A 19,621-nucleotide genomic window follows, 5' to 3' on the forward strand; every position below is an offset into this window, starting at 1 on the left:
TCAGCGCACCGCGAGATGCACGACGAGCGCCGCCGCGCAGGCCCAGATGAGGCTCGCGAAGGTGCCGATGATGAAGCGCTCGCGCGCCTCGGGTGCTTCGAGCTCGGTGAAGCGGCCGACACCCTTGACGGCGACGACGATCGCCAGCGCTTCGGGAAAGCCCGCGATGATCGCGCCCGCAGAGCCGATGCGCTCGAGCACGCCGATGGTGAGTCCGCCGCGCAGCACTTCGCGTCGACCGCTGGGCTGCACTCCTCGGTGCTCCTCATCGGCCGAGCGCTTCTCGGCGACGATGATGCCGCCGTGCAGGCCCGGTGCCACCGTCGTGCCCATCGCGAGATCGAGGGCGGTGGCCGCGGCGGGGCTGCCGCCGAAGATCGCGACGGTGAGCCCGAGCACCGTGATGAGCGGTGCGAGTCCGAACTGCGCCGGGCCGGTGGCCGATGCCGCGGCGAGGAGCGCGACGGCGAGGGTGCCGACGGCGAACCAGATGTACGTGCGGCGCGGCCGAAGGTATGCGAGCACCGAGAGGGCAGCGGCCGCGAGCAGTGAGACCACCAGAGCCGTCCAGGTGATGGCGTCGGCGACGACGATGAGATTCATGCGCGGGCTCCCGTGGAGGTATCGAGGTTCTCGAGCAGCCTAGCGAGCGCGGGCACGGCGTCGAGCTCCGCACGGATGTTGGCGGATTTCATGCGCGAGCTGATCGCCGGCGCGCTCACCCCGAGCTCATCGGCGATGTCCGACTGCAGTGCACCTGCGACGATGCGGTCGTACACTTCCCACCCCTGGTCGGATCGGCGCTCGCGCAGGAGGAGGGCGAGCTTGAACAGCGCCTCGACGTGCGCGGCGTCCTCGTGCGCTGCTTCGATCGCGAGCCGTGGCGAGCTCTTCTTGGCGCGCTCGACCGCGTCGCGTGCGGCGAAGAACGCCTCGCCGCTCGCCTCCCGGATGTCGGCCGGAAGGGGCGTTCGCACCTCGCCGCAGCCGATCCCGACGCTCCACGCTCCGTCGCGTGTGAGCTCGAAGACGACGTCGACCACTGTTCGCGCGTCGGAGGTGATCAGCTGGATCTCGTCGCCCGCGTTGCGGGCGACCGGCAGGAGGAGTTCGTCGCCGTGCTCGCGCTGGATTCGATCGCGCGCGGCGCCTGCGAGATCGGCATGCGTGCGGCTGGCGACCTGGTCGGCGGTGACGACGATCATTCCGGCTCCTTCAGTATGCAAGCTTTATCTCGTACAAGATAAGCATAGATCATTAATCTCGAATCGGTTAGAGGTGGAACCTAATCCATCCGCTGGTACCCTGACGGAGTGTCAGACCCCACGATCCTCAGTACCCAGCAGAACGACGCCTCCTTCGCAGACGTCTGGGAAGAGCTCGTCTGGCGCGGCCTCGTGCACGTGTCGACCGATCAGGCTGCGCTGAAGGAGCTTCTCGCGGGCGAGCCGATCACGTACTACTGCGGATTCGACCCGACGGCACCGAGCCTGCACCTCGGCAATCTCGTGCAGCTCCTCGTGATGCGGCGCCTCCAGCTCGCCGGCCACAGGCCGCTCGGCCTGGTCGGCGGTTCGACGGGCCTGATCGGTGATCCGAGGCCGACGGCCGAACGCACGCTCAACACCAAGGAGACCGTCGCCGAGTGGGTCGGGTACCTCCAGGGCCAGGTCTCGAGGTTCCTCTCCGCCGAGGGCCGCAACCCCGTGCGGCTCGTGAACAACCTCGACTGGACCGGCGGGCTCTCCGCCATCGACTTCCTGCGTGACATCGGCAAGCACTACCGAGTCGGCACGATGCTGAAGAAGGACGCGGTCGCGTCGCGGCTCAACTCCGACGCCGGCATCAGCTACACCGAGTTCAGCTACCAGATCCTGCAGGGCTTCGACTACCTCGAGCTCTACCGCCAGCACGGCTGCGTGCTGCAGACCGGCGGCAGCGACCAGTGGGGCAACCTCACGAGCGGCACCGATCTCATCCATCGGGTCGAGGGCGCGAGCGTGCACGCGATCGGCACCCCGCTCGTGACCAATGCCGACGGCACGAAGTTCGGCAAGAGCGAGGGCAATGCGATCTGGCTGGATGCCTCGATGTGCAGCCCGTACGCGTTCTACCAGTTCTGGCTGAACACCGATGATGCCGATGTCATCTCGCGGCTGAAGATCTTCACGTTCCTCAGTCGAGAGCGCATCGAGCAACTCGGAGAGCTCGTCGAGACCGAGCCCTTCAAGCGCGAGGCCCAGCGGGTGCTCGCCTCGGAAGTGACCACGCTGGTGCACGGAGCCGACGCGACCGACGCGGTCATCGCGGCGTCGCGCGCACTGTTCGGGCAGGGCGATCTCGCTGCGCTCGATCCCGCAACGCTCGAGGCGGCCCTTCGCGAACTGCCGAACACGACGAGCACTGCGGATGCCTCGATCGTGCAGCTCCTCGTCGACACCGGCCTGGTCTCGAGTCAGAGCGAGGGCCGGCGCGCGATCGCGCAAGGGGGGGTGTCGCTCGACAACGTGCGCATCGACGACGAGGCGGCGACGCTCGACGGTCGCATCACCGCCGGCGGCATGGCGGTGCTTCGTCGCGGCAAGAAGACCCTCGCGGGAATCTTCGTGAAGTAGTCGTTTCGACGCTCTTCAGGGCTCCGGTCGCGCACTTCGGTGGGCGCCCGGAGCCCTTGTTTTTCGGGCCTCAGCGCGCGACACGCCCGGGATGCAGCCGGAAGTTGCACGCCCCCCGGATTCCACGTAATGTAATCACTCGTTGCCCCACAGGAGCGGAAGAGCGGAACTGCTGAGAAGCATCCAGCTCATCCTCCTCAAGCGGCACGAAGATCCCAAACCATGAAGACATCGTCTCCATGTGTTTGAAGCTTTCGGTTCCATCCTTTCAGGATGCCCGAATGAGAACGAAAAGCTCCGGCAGTTCGATCCGATGAGGATCGAGCACCGGGTGCGTCCGTTCCTTGAGAACTCAACAGCGTGCACTATGTTCAATGCCAATTTTTGAACCCTGTCCTGGTCTTTTGGCCGGGTGGGATTCCTTTGATTGATGGACAATTTGATTCTAAGTAGTCAGTTGTTTCTCTGTCAGTGATTGATACTCTCAATGCCTTCGGGTGTTGGAACCAGTTTTTTTGGAGAGTTTGATCCTGGCTCAGGACGAACGCTGGCGGCGTGCTTAACACATGCAAGTCGAACGATGAAGCCCAGCTTGCTGGGTGGATTAGTGGCGAACGGGTGAGTAACACGTGAGTAACCTGCCCTGGACTCTGGGATAACTCCGAGAAATCGGTGCTAATACCGGATAGGACCTGGAACCGCATGGTTTTGGGTGGAAAGTTTTTCGGTCTGGGATGGACTCGCGGCCTATCAGCTTGTTGGTGAGGTAATGGCTCACCAAGGCGTCGACGGGTAGCCGGCCTGAGAGGGTGACCGGCCACACTGGGACTGAGACACGGCCCAGACTCCTACGGGAGGCAGCAGTGGGGAATATTGCACAATGGGCGCAAGCCTGATGCAGCAACGCCGCGTGAGGGATGACGGCCTTCGGGTTGTAAACCTCTTTTAGTAAGGAAGAAGGGGAGCTTGCTCCTTGACGGTACTTGCAGAAAAAGCACCGGCTAACTACGTGCCAGCAGCCGCGGTAATACGTAGGGTGCGAGCGTTGTCCGGAATTATTGGGCGTAAAGAGCTCGTAGGCGGTTTGTCACGTCTGCTGTGAAATCCCGAGGCTCAACCTCGGGCCTGCAGTGGGTACGGGCAGACTGGAGTGCGGTAGGGGAGAATGGAATTCCTGGTGTAGCGGTGGAATGCGCAGATATCAGGAGGAACACCGATGGCGAAGGCAGTTCTCTGGGCCGTAACTGACGCTGAGGAGCGAAAGCGTGGGGAGCGAACAGGATTAGATACCCTGGTAGTCCACGCCGTAAACGTTGGGCGCTAGATGTGGGGACCTTTCCACGGTTTCCGTGTCGTAGCTAACGCATTAAGCGCCCCGCCTGGGGAGTACGGCCGCAAGGCTAAAACTCAAAGGAATTGACGGGGGCCCGCACAAGCGGCGGAGCATGCGGATTAATTCGATGCAACGCGAAGAACCTTACCAAGGCTTGACATATACGAGAACGCCGCAGAAATGTGGAACTCTTTGGACACTCGTATACAGGTGGTGCATGGTTGTCGTCAGCTCGTGTCGTGAGATGTTGGGTTAAGTCCCGCAACGAGCGCAACCCTCGTCGTATGTTGCCAGCACGTAATGGTGGGAACTCATATGAGACTGCCGGGGTCAACTCGGAGGAAGGTGGGGATGACGTCAAATCATCATGCCCCTTATGTCTTGGGCTTCACGCATGCTACAATGGCCGGTACAAAGGGCTGCGATGTCGTAAGGCGGAGCGAATCCCAAAAAGCCGGTCTCAGTTCGGATTGAGGTCTGCAACTCGACCTCATGAAGTCGGAGTCGCTAGTAATCGCAGATCAGCAACGCTGCGGTGAATACGTTCCCGGGCCTTGTACACACCGCCCGTCAAGTCATGAAAGTCGGTAACACCCGAAGCCGGTGGCCTAACCCTTGTGGAGGGAGCCGTCGAAGGTGGGATCGGTGATTAGGACTAAGTCGTAACAAGGTAGCCGTACCGGAAGGTGCGGCTGGATCACCTCCTTTCTAAGGAGCAACTCGGAGTCTTCGGGCTTCGCAGTGCAGACCAGATCGGGTCCTTTGTGGCTCGCTGGTTGCTCATGGGTGGAACATTGACATAGGTGCTCGTCTGAATGGTTCAGACCTAGTACGCCGCTTCTTCGGGAGTGGTTGGAAGGGTCGGGGCCGGCCGGTCGGGCACGTGCACGCTGTTGGGTCCTGAGGGACCGGACAACTCTGCGCCCCTTTCGGGGTGTGGGGGTGATGGTTTCTTCAGGCCTTCACTGATGCCGATGGTTTTGATTCGGTAGGTGGTGGGGGTTCTGGCCGTCTGTTGAGAACTACATAGTGGACGCGAGCATCTTAGAAGCAGCCTTCGGGCTGTTTCACAAAAGGTGAGTCGCCAAGGGGCATCCTTCGGGGTGTTGTTTGGCGTATTCACTGGTCAATTTCGTAGCACTTTCGGGTGCTGCACGAATTCGATCGAAACTCATGTGATTTCAAGTTTCTAAGAGCAAACGGTGGATGCCTTGGCATCTGGAGCCGAAGAAGGACGTCGTAATCTGCGATAAGCCTCGGGGAGCTGATAAACGAGCTGTGATCCGAGGATTTCCGAATGGGGAAACCCCGCCAGGCCCTTTGGGTGACCTGGTGACTCCCGCCTGAATATATAGGGCGGGTAGAGGGAACGTGGGGAAGTGAAACATCTCAGTACCCACAGGAAGAGAAAACAACCGTGATTCCGTTAGTAGTGGCGAGCGAACGCGGAAGAGGCTAAACCGAGCCATGTGTGATACCCGGCAGGGGTTGCATGGTCGGGGTTGTGGGACCTTTCGGACTGTACTGCCGTGCAGTCACGGTGACGCGTCAGGTATAGACGAACCGGATTGAAAGCCGGACCGGAGTGGGTGTGAGTCCCGTAGTCGAAATGCCTGGCGGCCCGGAGAGGTATCCCAAGTAGCGCGGGGCCCGAGAAATCCCGCGTGAATCTGTCAGGACCACCTGATAAGCCTAAATACTCCCAGATGACCGATAGCGGACAAGTACCGTGAGGGAAAGGTGAAAAGTACCCCGGGAGGGGAGTGAAATAGTACCTGAAACCGTTTGCTTACAAACCGTTGGAGCCTCCTTGTAGGGGTGACAGCGTGCCTTTTGAAGAATGAGCCTGCGAGTTAGTGATCTGTGGCGAGGTTAACCCGTGAGGGGCAGCCGTAGCGAAAGCGAGTCTGAATAGGGCGATTCAGTCGCAGGTCCTAGACCCGAAGCGAAGTGATCTATCCATGGCCAGGTTGAAGCGACGGTAAGACGTCGTGGAGGACCGAACCCACTTCAGTTGAAAATGGAGGGGATGAGCTGTGGATAGGGGTGAAAGGCCAATCAAACTTCGTGATAGCTGGTTCTCTCCGAAATGCATTTAGGTGCAGCGTTGCGTGTTTCTTGCCGGAGGTAGAGCTACTGGATGGCCGATGGGCCCTAAAAGGTTACTGACGTCAGCCAAACTCCGAATGCCGGTAAGTGAGAGCGCAGCAGTGAGACGGTGGGGGATAAGCTTCATCGTCGAGAGGGAAACAACCCAGACCACCAACTAAGGTCCCTAAGCGCGTGCTAAGTGGGAAAGGATGTGGAGTTGCACAGACAACCAGGAGGTTGGCTTAGAAGCAGCCACCCTTGAAAGAGTGCGTAATAGCTCACTGGTCAAGTGATTCCGCGCCGACAATGTAACGGGGCTCAAGCACGCCACCGAAGTTGTGGCATTGACATTAATGGTAGGCCTTCGTGGTCCAGCCGTGTTGATGGGTAGGAGAGCGTCGTGTGGGCAGTGAAGCGGCGGTGTGAACCAGCCGTGGAGGCCACACGAGTGAGAATGCAGGCATGAGTAGCGAAAGACGGGTGAGAAACCCGTCCTCCGGAAGACCAAGGGTTCCAGGGTCAAGCTAATCTGCCCTGGGTAAGTCGGGACCTAAGGCGAGGCCGACAGGCGTAGTCGATGGACAACGGGTTGATATTCCCGTACCGGCGAAGAACCGCCCACATGAAATCAGGAGTGCTAAGCATCCCAAGCCGCACGGATCCCTTCGGGGTGATGCGCGGGGCGGCATGCGACCCCATCTGGTGGAGTGAGCGTATTAACAGGTGTGACGCAGGAAGGTAGCCCAACCCGGGCGATGGTTGACCCGGGGCAAGCGTGTAGGCCGAGCGATAGGCAAATCCGTCGCTCATGATGGCTGAGACGCGATGCGGATGAAAAGTGGGTGATCCTATGCTGCCGAGAAAAGCATCGACGCGAGGTTCAAGCCGCCCGTACCCCAAACCGACTCAGGTGGTCAGGTAGAGAATACCAAGGAGATCGAGAGAATCGTGGTTAAGGAACTCGGCAAAATGCCCCCGTAACTTCGGGAGAAGGGGGGCCTAAGGCGTGAACGGACTTGCTCCGGGAAGCGCTGCAGGGCCGCAGAGACCAGTGGGAAGCGACTGTTTACTAAAAACACAGGTCCGTGCTAAGTCGCAAGACGATGTATACGGACTGACGCCTGCCCGGTGCTGGAAGGTTAAGAGGACCGGTTAGCCGCAAGGCGAAGCTGAGAATTTAAGCCCCAGTAAACGGCGGTGGTAACTATAACCATCCTAAGGTAGCGAAATTCCTTGTCGGGTAAGTTCCGACCTGCACGAATGGCGTAACGACTTCCCAGCTGTCTCAACCGCGAACTCGGCGAAATTGCATTACGAGTAAAGATGCTCGTTACGCGCAGCAGGACGGAAAGACCCCGTGACCTTTACTACAGCTTGGTATTGGTGTTCGGTGTGGCTTGTGTAGGATAGGTGGGAGACTGTGAAGCTGGCACGCTAGTGTCGGTGGAGTCATTGTTGAAATACCACTCTGGTCACTCTGGATATCTAACTTCGAACCGTAATCCGGTTCAGGGACAGTGCCTGGTGGGTAGTTTAACTGGGGCGGTTGCCTCCCAAAAAGTAACGGAGGCGCCCAAAGGTTCCCTCAACCTGGTTGGCAATCAGGTGGCGAGTGTAAGTGCACAAGGGAGCTTGACTGTGAGACTGACAGGTCGAGCAGGGACGAAAGTCGGGACTAGTGATCCGGCAGTGGCTTGTGGAAGCGCTGTCGCTCAACGGATAAAAGGTACCTCGGGGATAACAGGCTGATCTTGCCCAAGAGTCCATATCGACGGCATGGTTTGGCACCTCGATGTCGGCTCGTCGCATCCTGGGGCTGGAGTAGGTCCCAAGGGTTGGGCTGTTCGCCCATTAAAGCGGTACGCGAGCTGGGTTTAGAACGTCGTGAGACAGTTCGGTCCCTATCCGCTGCGCGCGTAGGAAATTTGAGAGGATCTGACCCTAGTACGAGAGGACCGGGTTGGACGAACCTCTGGTGTGCCAGTTGTTCCGCCAGGAGCACCGCTGGTTAGCTACGTTCGGGATGGATAACCGCTGAAAGCATCTAAGCGGGAAGCCGGCCTCGAGATGAGATTTCCATCCCTTCGGGGGAGAGGCTCCCAGCCAGACGACTGGGTTGATAGGCCGGATGTGGAAGACAGGACTAACGACTGTCGCAGCTGACCGGTACTAATAAGCCGATAACTTGATAATCACTACACTCACACGATTTGAACTCATTCAAGTAAAGGCCGTGTGTGTGGCCCAAGATACGCTCGCGTCCACTCTGTGGTTCCCTTCAGACGGAAACCCAACACAACACAACACAGACACCTGTGCACCCCCAACCCGTGTGGTTGGTGGTGTCAGGCAACCGAGACCACACACCCACCCCACAACATGTGGCGGGCGAGGTGTGGCAAGAGTTTCGGCGGCCATAGCGCGAGGGAAACGCCCGGACACATTCCGAACCCGGAAGCTAAGACTCGCAGCGCCGATGGTACTGCAGGGGCGACCCTGTGGGAGAGTAGGACACCGCCGGACAATCATTGAGGAGAATGGCCACCCGAAGACGGGTGGCCATTCTTCGTTAACGGGGCACCTCACAGTGTGGCCCGCATTACGGTTGAGTTCCATGGGAACTCCACACACGACGGGATTATCGTGAGCGACTCCAGGCAGGACTCGGCGGATCAGGGGCGTCCTGATCGGCGCGATCAGCGAAGCCAGGGCGCTGATTCGTCGGCCCGTGGATCTGCCGCTCGCGGAGGTGCCGCCGGCGGCCGGCCCGCTTCTGGACGATCGGGATCCGGAGCTCGTGACGGTTCCGCTCCGAAACGCCCGTATGGCGACCGCGACAAGAAGCCGTATGGCGACCGTGATGCGAAGCGCCCGTACGGCGACCGCGACAAGAAGCCGTATGGCGACCGTGATGCGAAGCGTCCGTACGGCGACCGCGACAAGAAGCCCTACGGTGATCGCGACGCGAAGAAGCCGTACGGTCATCGCGATGACAAGAAGCCGTATGGCGACCGTGATGCGAAGCGTCCGTACGGCGACCGCGACAAGAAGCCCTACGGCGATCGTGACGCGAAGCGTCCCTACGGTGATCGCGATGACAAGAAGCCGTATGGCGACCGCGACAAGAAGCCGTATGGCGACCGCGACAAGAAGCCCTACGGCGACCGCGACAAGAAGCCCTACGGCGACCGCGACAAGAAGCCCTACGGCGATCGTGACGCGAAGCGTCCTTACGGTGACCGCGACAATAAGCCGTACGGCGACAAGAAGCCCTACGGTGATCGCGACGCGAAGCGTCCGTACGGGGACCGTGACAAGAAGCCGTATGGCGACCGCGACAATAAGCCGTACGGCGACAAGAAGCCCTACGGTGACCGTGACGCGAAGCGTCCCTATGGTGACCGTGACGCGAAGCGTCCCTACGGCGACCGGAAGCCCTACGGCGACGCGCCCCGGGGCGGCGGCCGTACGGGTGCACGCGACGAGCAGCGTGAGGCACCGCGCGAGAACTACGGGGCAGCCGAGCTGCAGGTGCGCCCGCGGCACGACGATCCGGAGATCGACGAGTCGATCGAAGCCCGCGATCTCGACAAGGGCGCCCGCGCCGAGCTGAAGACCCTGAGCAAGGAGAACGCGGACTGGGTCGCTCGTCACCTCGTCGCGGCATCCGAGTTGCTCGATGACGACCCCGAGCTCGCGCACCAGCACGCGCTCTCGGCTGCGCGCCGTGCCGGGCGCATCGCGGTAGTGCGCGAGACCTTGGCGATCACCGCGTACGCGACGGGCGACTTCGCGCTCGCTCTCCGCGAACTGCGCACCTATCGGCGCATCTCGGGCAGCAACGAGCAACTGCCGCTCATGGTCGACAGCGAGCGCGGGGTCGGTCGACCCGACCGTGCGCTCGAGGTGGGCCGTGCGGTCGATCGCAGCACACTGCCGGCCGCGGTGCAGGTGGGACTCGCGATCGCGATGTCGGGCGCTCGTCTCGACCTCGGCCAGCCCGAGATCGCTCTTGCCGAACTCGAGATCCCGCAGCTCGACCCCGACCGTGCGTTCTCGTACAGCCCGGCACTCTTCTCCGCGTATGCCGAGGTGCTCGAGGAGCTCGGGCGTGCGGCGGAAGCAGCGACGTGGCGCGCTCGCGCAGACCGGGCGGAGGCGGCCCTGGGCGGCCCGGCCGAGGCCGAGTCGATCGAGATCTTCGAGGTCGAGATCGACGAGCTCCCGGATGAGGCAATCTCGGATGAGGCAATCTCGGACGAGGCATCCGTCGAACCCGACGATGCGGATGTCGCGGCACCGGCCGATTCCGGCGATGCGCCGGCGCCGGCGCCGGCGCCCGAAGCGGGCGATGACTTCGACGGTGACCCCGGCGATGTGCTCGAAGACGACGTGGCGGCGGTGCTCGCCGAGGGGGCCGCGCTCGAGGCCGATGAGAACGAGGGCACGCCCGGTGGGCCTGTTCCGCGCGAAGACTGAGTCGTCCACCCCGCTCGACGGGGTGGACGCGGTGCTCGCGGATCTCGACGGCGTGGTCTACGCGGGCGCGCACGCGATTCCGCACGCCGTCGACAGCCTGAACCTCGCGAAGCAGCACCGGGCTGTCGGCTACATCACGAACAACGCGTCGCGCAGCGATGCATCCGTCGCCCGTCATCTCGCCGATCTCGGCCTCGATGTCGAGTCGAGCGATGTCGTGACGTCGCCGCAGGCGGCGATGACCCTGCTCGGCGAGCACGTGGCGCCGGGCGCCCTCGTGCTCGTCATCGGCGGCGAGGGCATCACCGCCGAGCTCGACAAGCGCGGGTATCGCATCACGCGTTCGGCCGACGACGGGCCCGACGCCGTCGTGCAGGGCTTCACTCCCGAGATCGGCTGGCGCGAACTGGCCGAGGCGTCATTCGCGCTGCGCGTCGAGGGCGGGCCGGATGCCGCGAACCCGGGCATTCCCTGGATCGCGACGAACATGGACTGGACGATCCCGGTCGCTCGCGGCATCGCGCCCGGTAACGGCACCCTCGTCTCGGCAGTGCACACCGCAGTCGGGCGGTTTCCGCTGGTCGCGGGAAAGCCCGAGACGCCGATCTTCGACGAGGCCCGACGTCGCTTCGCCGCCGAGCAGCCGCTCATGGTCGGCGACCGGCTCGACACCGACATCCTCGGGGCGAGGCGTGCCGGCATGTTGAGTGCGCTCGTGCTCACCGGCATCGACCGTGCGAAGCAGGTGCTCGCAGCGCCTGCGTCGAGTCGGCCCGACTTCATCCTCGCCGACCTCGCCGGCCTGCACGAACCGTACCCGGCGACCGAGCAGGCTCGCGGCGTGACGCGCGTCGGAGCGGCTCGCGTGCGAGTCGCGGGCAACCGCGTCGAGATCGTCGACGACGGCGGGAACCAGCTCGACCTGCTCCGCGCGGCGTGCGCGGCGATCTGGGACTCGGGGATCGGCATCCACGTGCTCGACGTTCCGGCGCGACTCTACAGCTGAGCCCTACGGGCCCTCGCGACCGTCGCCGTTTTCGTCGGATCAGTCCGTGCCCGCGGTCCGGCGTTCACCGGAGCGTCGGCAGGTCGAGGTAGCGTTGAAGGGTGAGCGCTGAAACCGGTCGACCCGCCGAGGCTGAGACGATCGCGGCAGAGCCCGACGGGGCATCCGCGTCGGTGCCCGGTGTGCTCGCCGAGATCGAAGCGCGACCGCTCGCCGAGCGCGCCGAGGGCTACCAGGCCCTCGCCGATCAGCTGCGCACCCAGCTCGAGCACTCCGATCCCTCGCTGCGCTCCTGACGCATGGTCGAACAACGACTCGACGCCGCCCTCGCGGCACGCGGACTCGCCAGGTCTCGCACGCACGCGGCCACGCTCATCGCATCGGGCGTCGTGACCGTCGACGGCCGGCCGGTCGTCAAGGCCGCGTCGAAGGTCGGCGACGAGGCTCTGCTCGAGGTCGCGTCATCCGATCACTACGTCAGTCGGGCGGCGCACAAGCTCATCGCCGGCCTCGACGGGTTCGGCGTCGAGGTGGCGGGCCGAGTCGCGCTCGATGCGGGCGCCTCGACCGGCGGGTTCAGCCAGGTGCTGCTCGAGCGGGGCGCCCGCCGGGTGCTCGCGGTCGACGTCGGGCACGATCAGCTCGCCCCCGAACTCGCGGGCACGCCCGGCCTCGTGCTCGTCGAGGGATGCAACGTGCGCCACCTCGACGCCGCGCGCCTCGCCGAACTGACGGGGGTCGCCGAGCGCCCGTCGCTCGTCGTCGCCGACCTCTCGTTCATCTCTCTCACTGTGGTGCTGCCCGCGCTGCGAGCCACGGCGACGGATGACGCGGACTTCGTGCTGCTCGTCAAGCCGCAGTTCGAGGTGGGCCGCGGGGGAGTGCGCGAGGGTGTGGTGCGCGACCCCGGTCTCCGCGCCGAGGCGGTCTCGACGGTGCTCTGGGCGGCCTTCGACGAAGGACTCGGCACCGCCGGCATCCTGTCCTCCCCAATCGCGGGCGGTCACGGAAACCTCGAATACCTCGTGCATCTGAGCGCTACGCGCGGCTCGAATCCGACAGAATGGACAGGTCTGGTCGACGAACTGACGGGGAGGGCGAAGGCGTGAGTGACGCACGGCGCTTCCTGGTGGTCTCGCACACCGGCCGACGATCCGCGCTCGAAGCGACGAGCGAGGTGTGCGCGCAGTTGCTCGCCGCCGGCGCAGTGCCGGTCATCGCCGCAGAGCACTGGGACGACGTGCACGACTTCGTGCCCGAGCTCAACGGTGCGGTCGAACGGTTCGAAGAGACCGATCCCACGCGAATCGAGCTCGTCATCGTGCTTGGCGGCGACGGCACGATCCTCCGGGCGGCCGAGATCATGCGCGATCACCCCGTGCCGCTCCTCGGCGTGAACCTCGGTCACGTCGGGTTCCTCGCCGAAAGCGAGCGCGACGACCTCGGGTACACCGTCGGCCGGGCGCTCGCACGTGACTACACGGTCGAAGAGCGCATGACGCTCTCGGTGCGCGCGAAGGTCGGCAACGACGTCGTCTACGAGAGCTGGGCGCTCAACGAGGTGACCGTCGAGAAGGCCGAGCGCGAGCGCATGCTCGAGGTCGTCATCGAGGTCGACCGCCGCCCGCTCTCCTCATTCGGCTGCGACGGCGTCGTCATGTCGACGCCGACGGGCTCGACCGCCTACTCGTTCTCGGCCGGGGGGCCGGTCGTGTGGCCGAGCCTCGAGGCGCTCCTGCTCGTGCCGCTCAGCGCCCACGCCCTCTTCGCGCGGCCGCTCGTGGTCGGTCCGGAGTCATCGCTCGCGGTCGAGATCCTGCAGCGCACCGAGGCATCCGCGGTCATCTGGTGCGACGGCCGTCGCACCTACGAGCTGCCGCCCGGTGCACGCGTGATCGTGCGCAAGTCTCCGGTGCCGGTGCGGCTCGCCCGACTGCACGAAGCGCCGTTCACCGACCGGCTCGTGAACAAGTTCCAACTCCCGGTCACCGGGTGGAGAGGGCCGGGCGTGAGCGAGGGTGGGCAATGATCGAGGGCACCAGTGATTGAGGAGCTCGGCATCCGCGACCTCGGCGTCATCGCCGAGGCGACGCTTCCGCTCGGCGCAGGCTTCACGGCGGTGACGGGTGAGACCGGTGCCGGCAAGACGATGGTGGTGACCGCACTCGGACTCCTGCTCGGCGCGCGGGCCGATGCGGGCTCGGTACGCGCCGGCGCCAAGCAGGCCTGGGTCGAAGGGCGCTGGCTCGTGCCCGGTGACGGCGCCATCGCCGAACGGGTCGCAGAGACCGGCGGCGAGGTCGAGGCCGGCGAGCTGCTGCTCGGTCGTTCCGTCTCGGCCGAGGGGCGCAGCCGTGCCGTCGTCGGCGGTCGAAGTGCTCCCGTCGGCGTGCTCTCCGAGCTCGGCGACCAACTCGTCGTCGTGCACGGTCAGGCCGACCAGCAACGACTCCGGTCTGCGGCGGCCCAGCGCGAGGCGCTCGACCGATTCGCCGGGCCCGGCCTGCAGGCGGTGCTCGATGAGTACCGCACGGCCTTCACGGCCTGGCGAACGGATGCCGCGGAGCTCGACCGCCTGCGCGCCGATCACGAGGCCAGGGCACGTGAGGCCGACGAACTGCGCGCTGCGCTCGACGAGGTCGAAGCTGCCGACCCGCAGCCCGGCGAAGACGTCGAACTCCACGAGCGGGCAGACCGGCTCTCGAACCTCGAAGAACTGCGGCTCGCCGCAGCCCAGGCGCGCGCGTTGATCTCGGCCGAAGACGTCGTCGACGATGTGCCCGACGCCGTCGCACTCGTCGACGGTGCCCGTCGCCAACTCGAGCGAGTGGCCGAGCACGACGCCGCGCTGCAACCGATCAGCGAGATGCTGACGAACGCGGGCTTCCTGCTCGCCGACGCGGCCGCCGAACTCTCGGGATACCTCGCCGGCCTCGATGCAGACGGGGCGCGCGAACTCGAGATCGTGCAGGAGCGACGCGCGTTGCTCGGTGCCCTCGTGCGCCGCCACGGAGGCGGCCTCGACGACGTGCTCGAGTTCCGGCGCAACGGCGGGTTGCGGCTCGTCGAACTCGACAGCGACGACGAGCGCATCGAGGTCCTCGAGGCATCCGTCGCCGCGCTCGAAGCGGAGGTCGACCGCCTCGCGAGCACACTGAGCGAATTGCGCACCGAGGCCGCCGGTCGGCTCGCCACCGCAGTGACCGCCGAGCTCGCGGCACTCGCGATGCCCGACGCGCAGCTCGCGGTCGTCGTCGAATCGACCGGCGACGCGACCACGCACGGGCGCGACGCCGTCTCGATCCTGTTGCGTCCGCACCCGGGCGCCGAGCCCAGGCCGGTGTCCCGCGGGGCGTCCGGCGGCGAGCTGTCTCGGGTGATGCTCGCGATCGAGGTCGTCATCGCCGGCAACGACCCGGTGCCCACCTTCGTCTTCGACGAGGTCGACGCGGGCGTCGGCGGCGGCGCGGCCATCGAGATCGGCCGACGACTGGCCCGGCTCGCCGAGCGTTCGCAGGTCATCGTCGTGACGCACCTCGCGCAGGTCGCGGCGTTCGCGACGAACCACCTGAGTGTCGTCAAGGGCACCGATGGGCAGGTCACGTCGTCGAGTGTGCGCCAACTCGTCGGTACCGAACGCGAGGCCGAGATGGCCCGGCTGTTGTCGGGTCTGACGGATTCGGCGAGCGGGCTCGCGCATGCGCGGGAGTTGTTGGAGATCGCCGCGGACCGCGCGGCGTGACGCGGCCGACGGCCGCGTGTCAGGCGGGATCGACGCGATCCCGAGACGAGATGGGGGAGCGCGTGGGGCATGTCGGGCCGAACGACCGGGAACGTGGGTTAGACTATAAGCCCGTGGTGGATGAACGCGGAACAGCTCCTTCGAGCACAGACAATTCGAACCCTGAGCCTTCAAACGGCGAGACCAAGCACATCTTCGTGACCGGTGGTGTCGTTTCTTCGTTGGGCAAGGGACTCACGGCGGCGAGCCTCGGCAATCTCTTGACTGCCAGGGGCCTCAGGGTCGTCATGCAGAAACTCGATCCCTATCTCAATGTGGATCCTGGAACGATGAACCCGTTCCAGCACGGTGAGGTCTTCGTCACCGACGACGGTGCCGAGACCGATCTCGACATCGGGCACTACGAACGATTCCTCGACATCAACCTGAGCCAGGCGGCGAACGTCACGACCGGCCAGATCTATTCGACGGTCATCGCCAAAGAGCGCAGGGGCGAATACCTCGGTGACACCGTGCAGGTCATCCCGCACATCACCGACGAGATCAAGCGGCGCATGCGGCTGCAAGCCTCCGAGACGCCGAAGCCCGACGTCATCATCACCGAGATCGGCGGCACGGTCGGCGACATCGAGTCGCAACCGTTCATCGAGTCCGCTCGCCAGGTGCGTCACGAACTCGGTCGCAAGAACGTCTTCTTCGTGCACGTCTCGCTCGTGCCGTTCATGGGCGCATCGGGCGAGCAGAAGACGAAGCCCACGCAGCACTCCGTCGCAGCGCTGCGCTCAATCGGCATCCAGCCCGACGCGCTCGTGCTCCGCAGCGACCGACCCGTCACCGAATCGAACAAGCGCAAGATCGCCCTCATGTGCGACGTCGATGAGCGGGCCGTCGTGAACGCGATCGACGTGTCGTCGATCTACGACATTCCCACGATGCTGCACGACCAGGGACTCGACGCCTACATCATCGATGCGCTCGGCCTCCACGCAGACGAGGTCGACTGGTCGGGTTGGAGGGAGCTGCTCGGTGTCGTGCACGAGCCGAAGCACGAGGTCACGATCGGTCTCGTCGGCAAGTACATCGACCTGCCCGACGCCTACCTCTCGGTCACCGAGGCGCTGCGCGCCGGCGGCTTCGCCAACGACACGAAGGTCAACATCGAGTGGATCCCGTCCGACGAGTGCCAGACGCCCGAGGGGGCGCAGAAGCACCTCGCGCACCTCGACGGCATCTGCGTGCCCGGCGGCTTCGGCGTTCGCGGCATCGAGGGCAAGCTCGGCGCGTTGCGCTTCGCCCGTGAGAACGGCCTCCCCGTGCTCGGCCTCTGCCTCGGACTGCAGTGCATGGTCATCGAGTACTCCCGCAATGTGGCCGGCCTGCCGGGCGCCTCGTCGAGCGAGTTCGACCCCGACACGACCTACCCGGTCATCGCGACGATGGAGGAGCAGGTCGAGATCATCGCTGGCGGCGACCTCGGCGGCACGATGCGACTCGGTCTCTACCCGGCCAAGCTCGCCGAGGGCTCGATCGCAGCCGAGCTCTACGGCTCGACCGAGGTCTCCGAGCGTCACCGCCACCGCTACGAGGTCAACAACGCCTACCGCGACCGCATCGCCGACGCGGGGCTGTCGTTCTCGGGCATGTCGCCCGACCGGCACCTCGTCGAGTTCGTCGAGCTGCCCCGCGACGTGCACCCGTTCTACGTCGGCACCCAGGCGCACCCCGAGCTGCGCAGCCGCCCGAACGACGCGCACCCGCTCTTCCGCGGACTCGTCGGGGCTGCGCTCGAGCGCCAGCAGGCGAGCCTGCTCTTCGACGTCAACCATGGCTGATTCCCGCGACACGGGCGTCGGCGAGCGGCTCGAGCCGCTCGCCGACGAACGGGTCGAGGTGCCCATCGTGGCGAGCGAACGGGTCTTCGACGGACGCGTGTGGGACATCCGCCGCGATGCCTTCGAGTTCGGCGGTGAGACCATCGTGCGCGAGTACATGGACCACACCGGCGCCGTCGGCGTGCTCGCCCTCGACGACGAAGACCGTGCGCTCCTGATCAAGCAGTACCGCCACCCCGTGCGCCTGCGCGATTGGGAGATTCCCGCAGGGCTCCTCGACGTCGACGGCGAGTCCCCGCTCGCGGCCGCGAAGCGCGAACTGGCCGAGGAAGCCGATCTCGAGGCATCCGAGTGGGCGGTGCTCACCGACTTCGCGACCTCGCCAGGTGGCAGCGACGAGGTGATCCGGGTCTACCTGGCCAGGGGGCTCACGGCGGCGGCCGAGGCGTTCGCCCGCGAAGGCGAAGAGGCGGACATGGAGACCCGGTGGGTCGCCCTCGACGACTGCGTCGACGCCGTGCTCGACCGGCGCATCCACAACGCACCGCTGTCGATCGCGGTGCTCGCCGCGGCCGCGGCGCGGGCGCGAGGGTGGTCGACACTCGGTGAGGCGGATGCCCCGTGGCCCGGCCGAGCCGTGGGGCGCTCGGAGCCGTCGGGCAGATGACCCGAACGCCGGTCGACGACTACCTGCGGCATCTCGCCGTGGAGCGGGGACTTGCGCAGAACACCGTCTCCTCGTATCGACGCGACCTCGTGATCTACGCCGATTGGCTGAGTTCCAACGGCATCGGCGGGCCTGCAGCCGTCACCGAGCAGGACCTCGGCGACTTCGTGCGGTTCCTCGGTGCCGAACGCGTGCCGCCGCTCGCGACCTCCTCCATCGCGCGGGTGCTCTCGACCGTGCGCGGTCTGCACCGATTCCTGGCGGATGAGGGGCTCGTGCCGGCCGACGTCTCGCGTGAGCTGCGCCCCCCGAAACTGCCGATGCGGCTGCCGAAGGCCATCCCCGTCGATGACGTCGAGGCCCTCATCACCGCGGCCGGGGGCGATGAGCCCACCGATCTGCGCGACACCGCCCTGCTCGAGCTGCTCTACGCGACCGGTGCGCGCGTCTCGGAAGCCGTCTCGCTGAACGTCGACGATCTCGTCGACCAGGAGGTGGTGCGGCTCTTCGGCAAGGGCGGCAAGCAGCGCATCGTGCCGCTCGGCAGCTACGCGCGGCGGGCCGTCGACGCCTACCTCGTGCGTGCCCGCCCTCTGCTCTCCGCGCGGGGCATCGCGACGCCCGCGCTCTTCCTCGGGGTGCGCGGCAAGCGGTTGTCGCGTCAGGCGGCGTGGGAGGCGATCCGGGATGCGGCCGAGACGGCGGGGCTCGCGACATCCGTCTCGCCGCACACCCTGCGGCACTCATTTGCAACGCATCTGCTCGAGGGCGGGGCCGATGTGCGCGTCGTTCAGGAGCTGCTCGGCCATTCTTCGGTCGCGACGACGCAGATCTACACCCTCGTCACAGCCGATACACTCCGGGAGATGTACACGGCGGCCCACCCACGTGCTCGCTAGAATCGACCAAGCACCCGACCGGTCCAGGAGAGAAGACGACACGTGACGCACCAGAAGCACGCAGCCGAGGGAGAGGCACCGCTTCCACCAGAGCTCGGTCCCACTGGTCGTCCCTACCGTGAATTCCCCGAGCCCGTGTCGCTCACCACGCACGGCCCCGCGCGCATCATCGCCCTCTGCAACCAGAAGGGCGGCGTCGGCAAGACGACCACGACGATCAACCTCGGCGCCACGCTCGCAGAATACGGCCGCCGAGTGCTCGCGATCGACTTCGACCCGCAGGGCGCGCTTTCCGCCGGACTCGGAGTGCCGACCCACGACGTGCCCACGATCTACGACCTGCTGCTCTCGCGCACCCTCGACCCCGCCGACGTGATCCAGAAGACGAGCGTCGAGGGCCTCGACGTGATCCCGGCGAACATCGATCTCTCCGCCGCCGAGGTGCACCTGGTCACCGAGGTCGCCCGCGAGCAGATCCTCGCCGGCGTGCTGCGCCGGGTGTCGGCCGACTACGACGTCATCCTCATCGACTGCCAGCCGTCGCTCGGCCTGCTCACGGTGAACGCGCTCACGGCGAGCCATGGTGTCGTGATCCCGCTCGAGTGCGAGTACTTCGCGCTTCGAGGCGTCGCCCTGCTGATCGAGACGATCGACAAGGTGCGCGACCGGCTGAACCCGACCATCCAGCTCGACGGCATTCTGGCGACGATGTACGACTCCCGCACCCTGCACTCCCGAGAGGTGCTCGAGCGCGTCGTCGACGCCTTCGGCGACAAGGTGCTCGAGACCGTCATCACGCGCACCGTGAAGTTCCCCGACGCGTCGGTCGCCGGCGCCCCCATCACCGAGTTCGCTCCCGAGCACCAGGCGTCGAAGGCGTACCGGCAGCTCGCCAGGGAGCTGGTGTTCCGTGGCGCGGTCGCCTGAGGCGGCTTCGGCCCCCGAACAGCACGCCGC

13 protein-coding genes and 3 rRNA genes are annotated in these 19,621 nt (G+C 65.2%); 14 read left to right on the forward strand and 2 right to left on the reverse strand.

From position 1 onward, the window contains the following. Window positions 1–603, reverse strand: a complete 603-nt coding sequence (locus tag DCE93_RS05915; protein WP_108595069.1) for a hypothetical protein — start codon at window positions 601–603, stop codon at window positions 1–3. Beyond that, window positions 600–1,205 (reverse strand): DNA-binding protein, encoded by a 606-nt coding sequence (locus DCE93_RS05920; RefSeq protein WP_108595070.1) that lies wholly within the window; start codon window positions 1,203–1,205, stop codon window positions 600–602. The genes DCE93_RS05915 and DCE93_RS05920 overlap by 4 nt, the downstream gene beginning before the upstream one ends. 108 nt (window positions 1,206–1,313) lie before the next feature. On the opposite strand from DCE93_RS05920, the gene tyrS reads away from it, so the two are divergent. The 14 genes from tyrS to DCE93_RS05995 all read left to right on the forward strand — a co-directional run bounded on the left by tyrS (window position 1,314) and on the right by DCE93_RS05995 (window position 19,591). Then, window positions 1,314–2,615: a tyrosine--tRNA ligase gene (tyrS, locus tag DCE93_RS05925; protein WP_168186172.1), complete on the forward strand. Its 1,302-nt coding sequence runs from the start codon at window positions 1,314–1,316 to the stop codon at window positions 2,613–2,615. Window positions 2,616–3,127: 512 nt separating this feature from the next. Further along, window positions 3,128–4,656: ribosomal RNA gene (locus DCE93_RS05930) — 16S ribosomal RNA — on the forward strand. Between the two features lie 471 nt (window positions 4,657–5,127). Further along, window positions 5,128–8,232, forward strand: a 23S ribosomal RNA gene (locus DCE93_RS05935). A 213-nt stretch (window positions 8,233–8,445) separates the two neighbouring features. Then, window positions 8,446–8,562, forward strand: a 5S ribosomal RNA gene (gene rrf / locus DCE93_RS05940). Together the 16S, 23S and 5S rRNA genes form the textbook arrangement of a ribosomal RNA operon. Window positions 8,563–8,682: 120 nt before the next feature. Then, the gene (locus tag DCE93_RS14765; protein WP_244284249.1) at window positions 8,683–10,518 is read left to right on the forward strand and encodes a primosomal protein; all 1,836 of its coding nucleotides are present in this window, start codon (window positions 8,683–8,685) and stop codon (window positions 10,516–10,518) included. Further along, window positions 10,493–11,524, forward strand: coding sequence for an HAD-IIA family hydrolase (locus tag DCE93_RS05955; protein ID WP_420836967.1), 1,032 nt, complete (start codon window positions 10,493–10,495; stop codon window positions 11,522–11,524). The genes DCE93_RS14765 and DCE93_RS05955 overlap by 26 nt, the downstream gene beginning before the upstream one ends. Window positions 11,525–11,625: 101 nt before the next feature. After that, window positions 11,626–11,820: a hypothetical protein gene (locus tag DCE93_RS05960; RefSeq protein WP_108595075.1), complete on the forward strand. Its 195-nt coding sequence runs from the start codon at window positions 11,626–11,628 to the stop codon at window positions 11,818–11,820. A 3-nt stretch (window positions 11,821–11,823) separates the two neighbouring features. Beyond that, entirely contained in the window at window positions 11,824–12,633 is an 810-nt protein-coding gene (locus tag DCE93_RS05965) for a TlyA family RNA methyltransferase (RefSeq protein ID WP_108595076.1), read from the forward strand. After that, window positions 12,588–13,553: an NAD kinase gene (locus tag DCE93_RS05970; RefSeq protein ID WP_165906161.1), complete on the forward strand. Its 966-nt coding sequence runs from the start codon at window positions 12,588–12,590 to the stop codon at window positions 13,551–13,553. Before DCE93_RS05965 ends, DCE93_RS05970 begins: the two co-directional genes overlap by 46 nt. A 12-nt stretch (window positions 13,554–13,565) precedes the next feature. Continuing rightward, window positions 13,566–15,266: a DNA repair protein RecN gene (recN, locus tag DCE93_RS05975; protein WP_108595078.1), complete on the forward strand. Its 1,701-nt coding sequence runs from the start codon at window positions 13,566–13,568 to the stop codon at window positions 15,264–15,266. Between the two features lie 50 nt (window positions 15,267–15,316). Beyond that, window positions 15,317–17,098: a CTP synthase gene (locus DCE93_RS05980; protein ID WP_108595079.1), complete on the forward strand. Its 1,782-nt coding sequence runs from the start codon at window positions 15,317–15,319 to the stop codon at window positions 17,096–17,098. Then, window positions 17,091–17,765: an NUDIX domain-containing protein gene (locus DCE93_RS05985; protein ID WP_108595080.1), complete on the forward strand. Its 675-nt coding sequence runs from the start codon at window positions 17,091–17,093 to the stop codon at window positions 17,763–17,765. Before DCE93_RS05980 ends, DCE93_RS05985 begins: the two co-directional genes overlap by 8 nt. Next, the gene (gene xerD, locus DCE93_RS05990; RefSeq protein ID WP_108596619.1) at window positions 17,762–18,664 is read left to right on the forward strand and encodes a site-specific tyrosine recombinase XerD; all 903 of its coding nucleotides are present in this window, start codon (window positions 17,762–17,764) and stop codon (window positions 18,662–18,664) included. The genes DCE93_RS05985 and xerD overlap by 4 nt, the downstream gene beginning before the upstream one ends. Window positions 18,665–18,706: 42 nt before the next feature. Continuing rightward, window positions 18,707–19,591, forward strand: coding sequence for a ParA family protein (locus DCE93_RS05995; RefSeq protein WP_108595081.1), 885 nt, complete (start codon window positions 18,707–18,709; stop codon window positions 19,589–19,591). The last annotated feature ends 30 nt before the right edge of the window (window positions 19,592–19,621 follow it).

Origin of the sequence: Agromyces badenianii, assembly GCF_003070885.1 — a bacterium.
GTDB classification, from domain to species: domain Bacteria; phylum Actinomycetota; class Actinomycetes; order Actinomycetales; family Microbacteriaceae; genus Agromyces; species Agromyces badenianii.

Bases quoted from the DNA above. Each gene is read 5' to 3' on its own strand.
- DCE93_RS05915 (WP_108595069.1), bottom strand. From the start codon at position 603: ATGAATCTCATCGTCGTCGCCGACGCCATCACCTGGACGGCTCTGGTG.
- DCE93_RS05980 (WP_108595079.1), top strand. From the start codon at position 15,317: ATGGGGGAGCGCGTGGGGCATGTCGGGCCGAACGACCGGGAACGTGGG.
- DCE93_RS05920 (WP_108595070.1), bottom strand. From the start codon at position 1,205: ATGATCGTCGTCACCGCCGACCAGGTCGCCAGCCGCACGCATGCCGAT.
- DCE93_RS05970 (WP_165906161.1), top strand. From the start codon at position 12,588: ATGGACAGGTCTGGTCGACGAACTGACGGGGAGGGCGAAGGCGTGAGT.
- DCE93_RS05965 (WP_108595076.1), top strand. From the start codon at position 11,824: ATGGTCGAACAACGACTCGACGCCGCCCTCGCGGCACGCGGACTCGCC.
- xerD (WP_108596619.1), top strand. From the start codon at position 17,762: ATGACCCGAACGCCGGTCGACGACTACCTGCGGCATCTCGCCGTGGAG.
- DCE93_RS05985 (WP_108595080.1), top strand. From the start codon at position 17,091: ATGGCTGATTCCCGCGACACGGGCGTCGGCGAGCGGCTCGAGCCGCTC.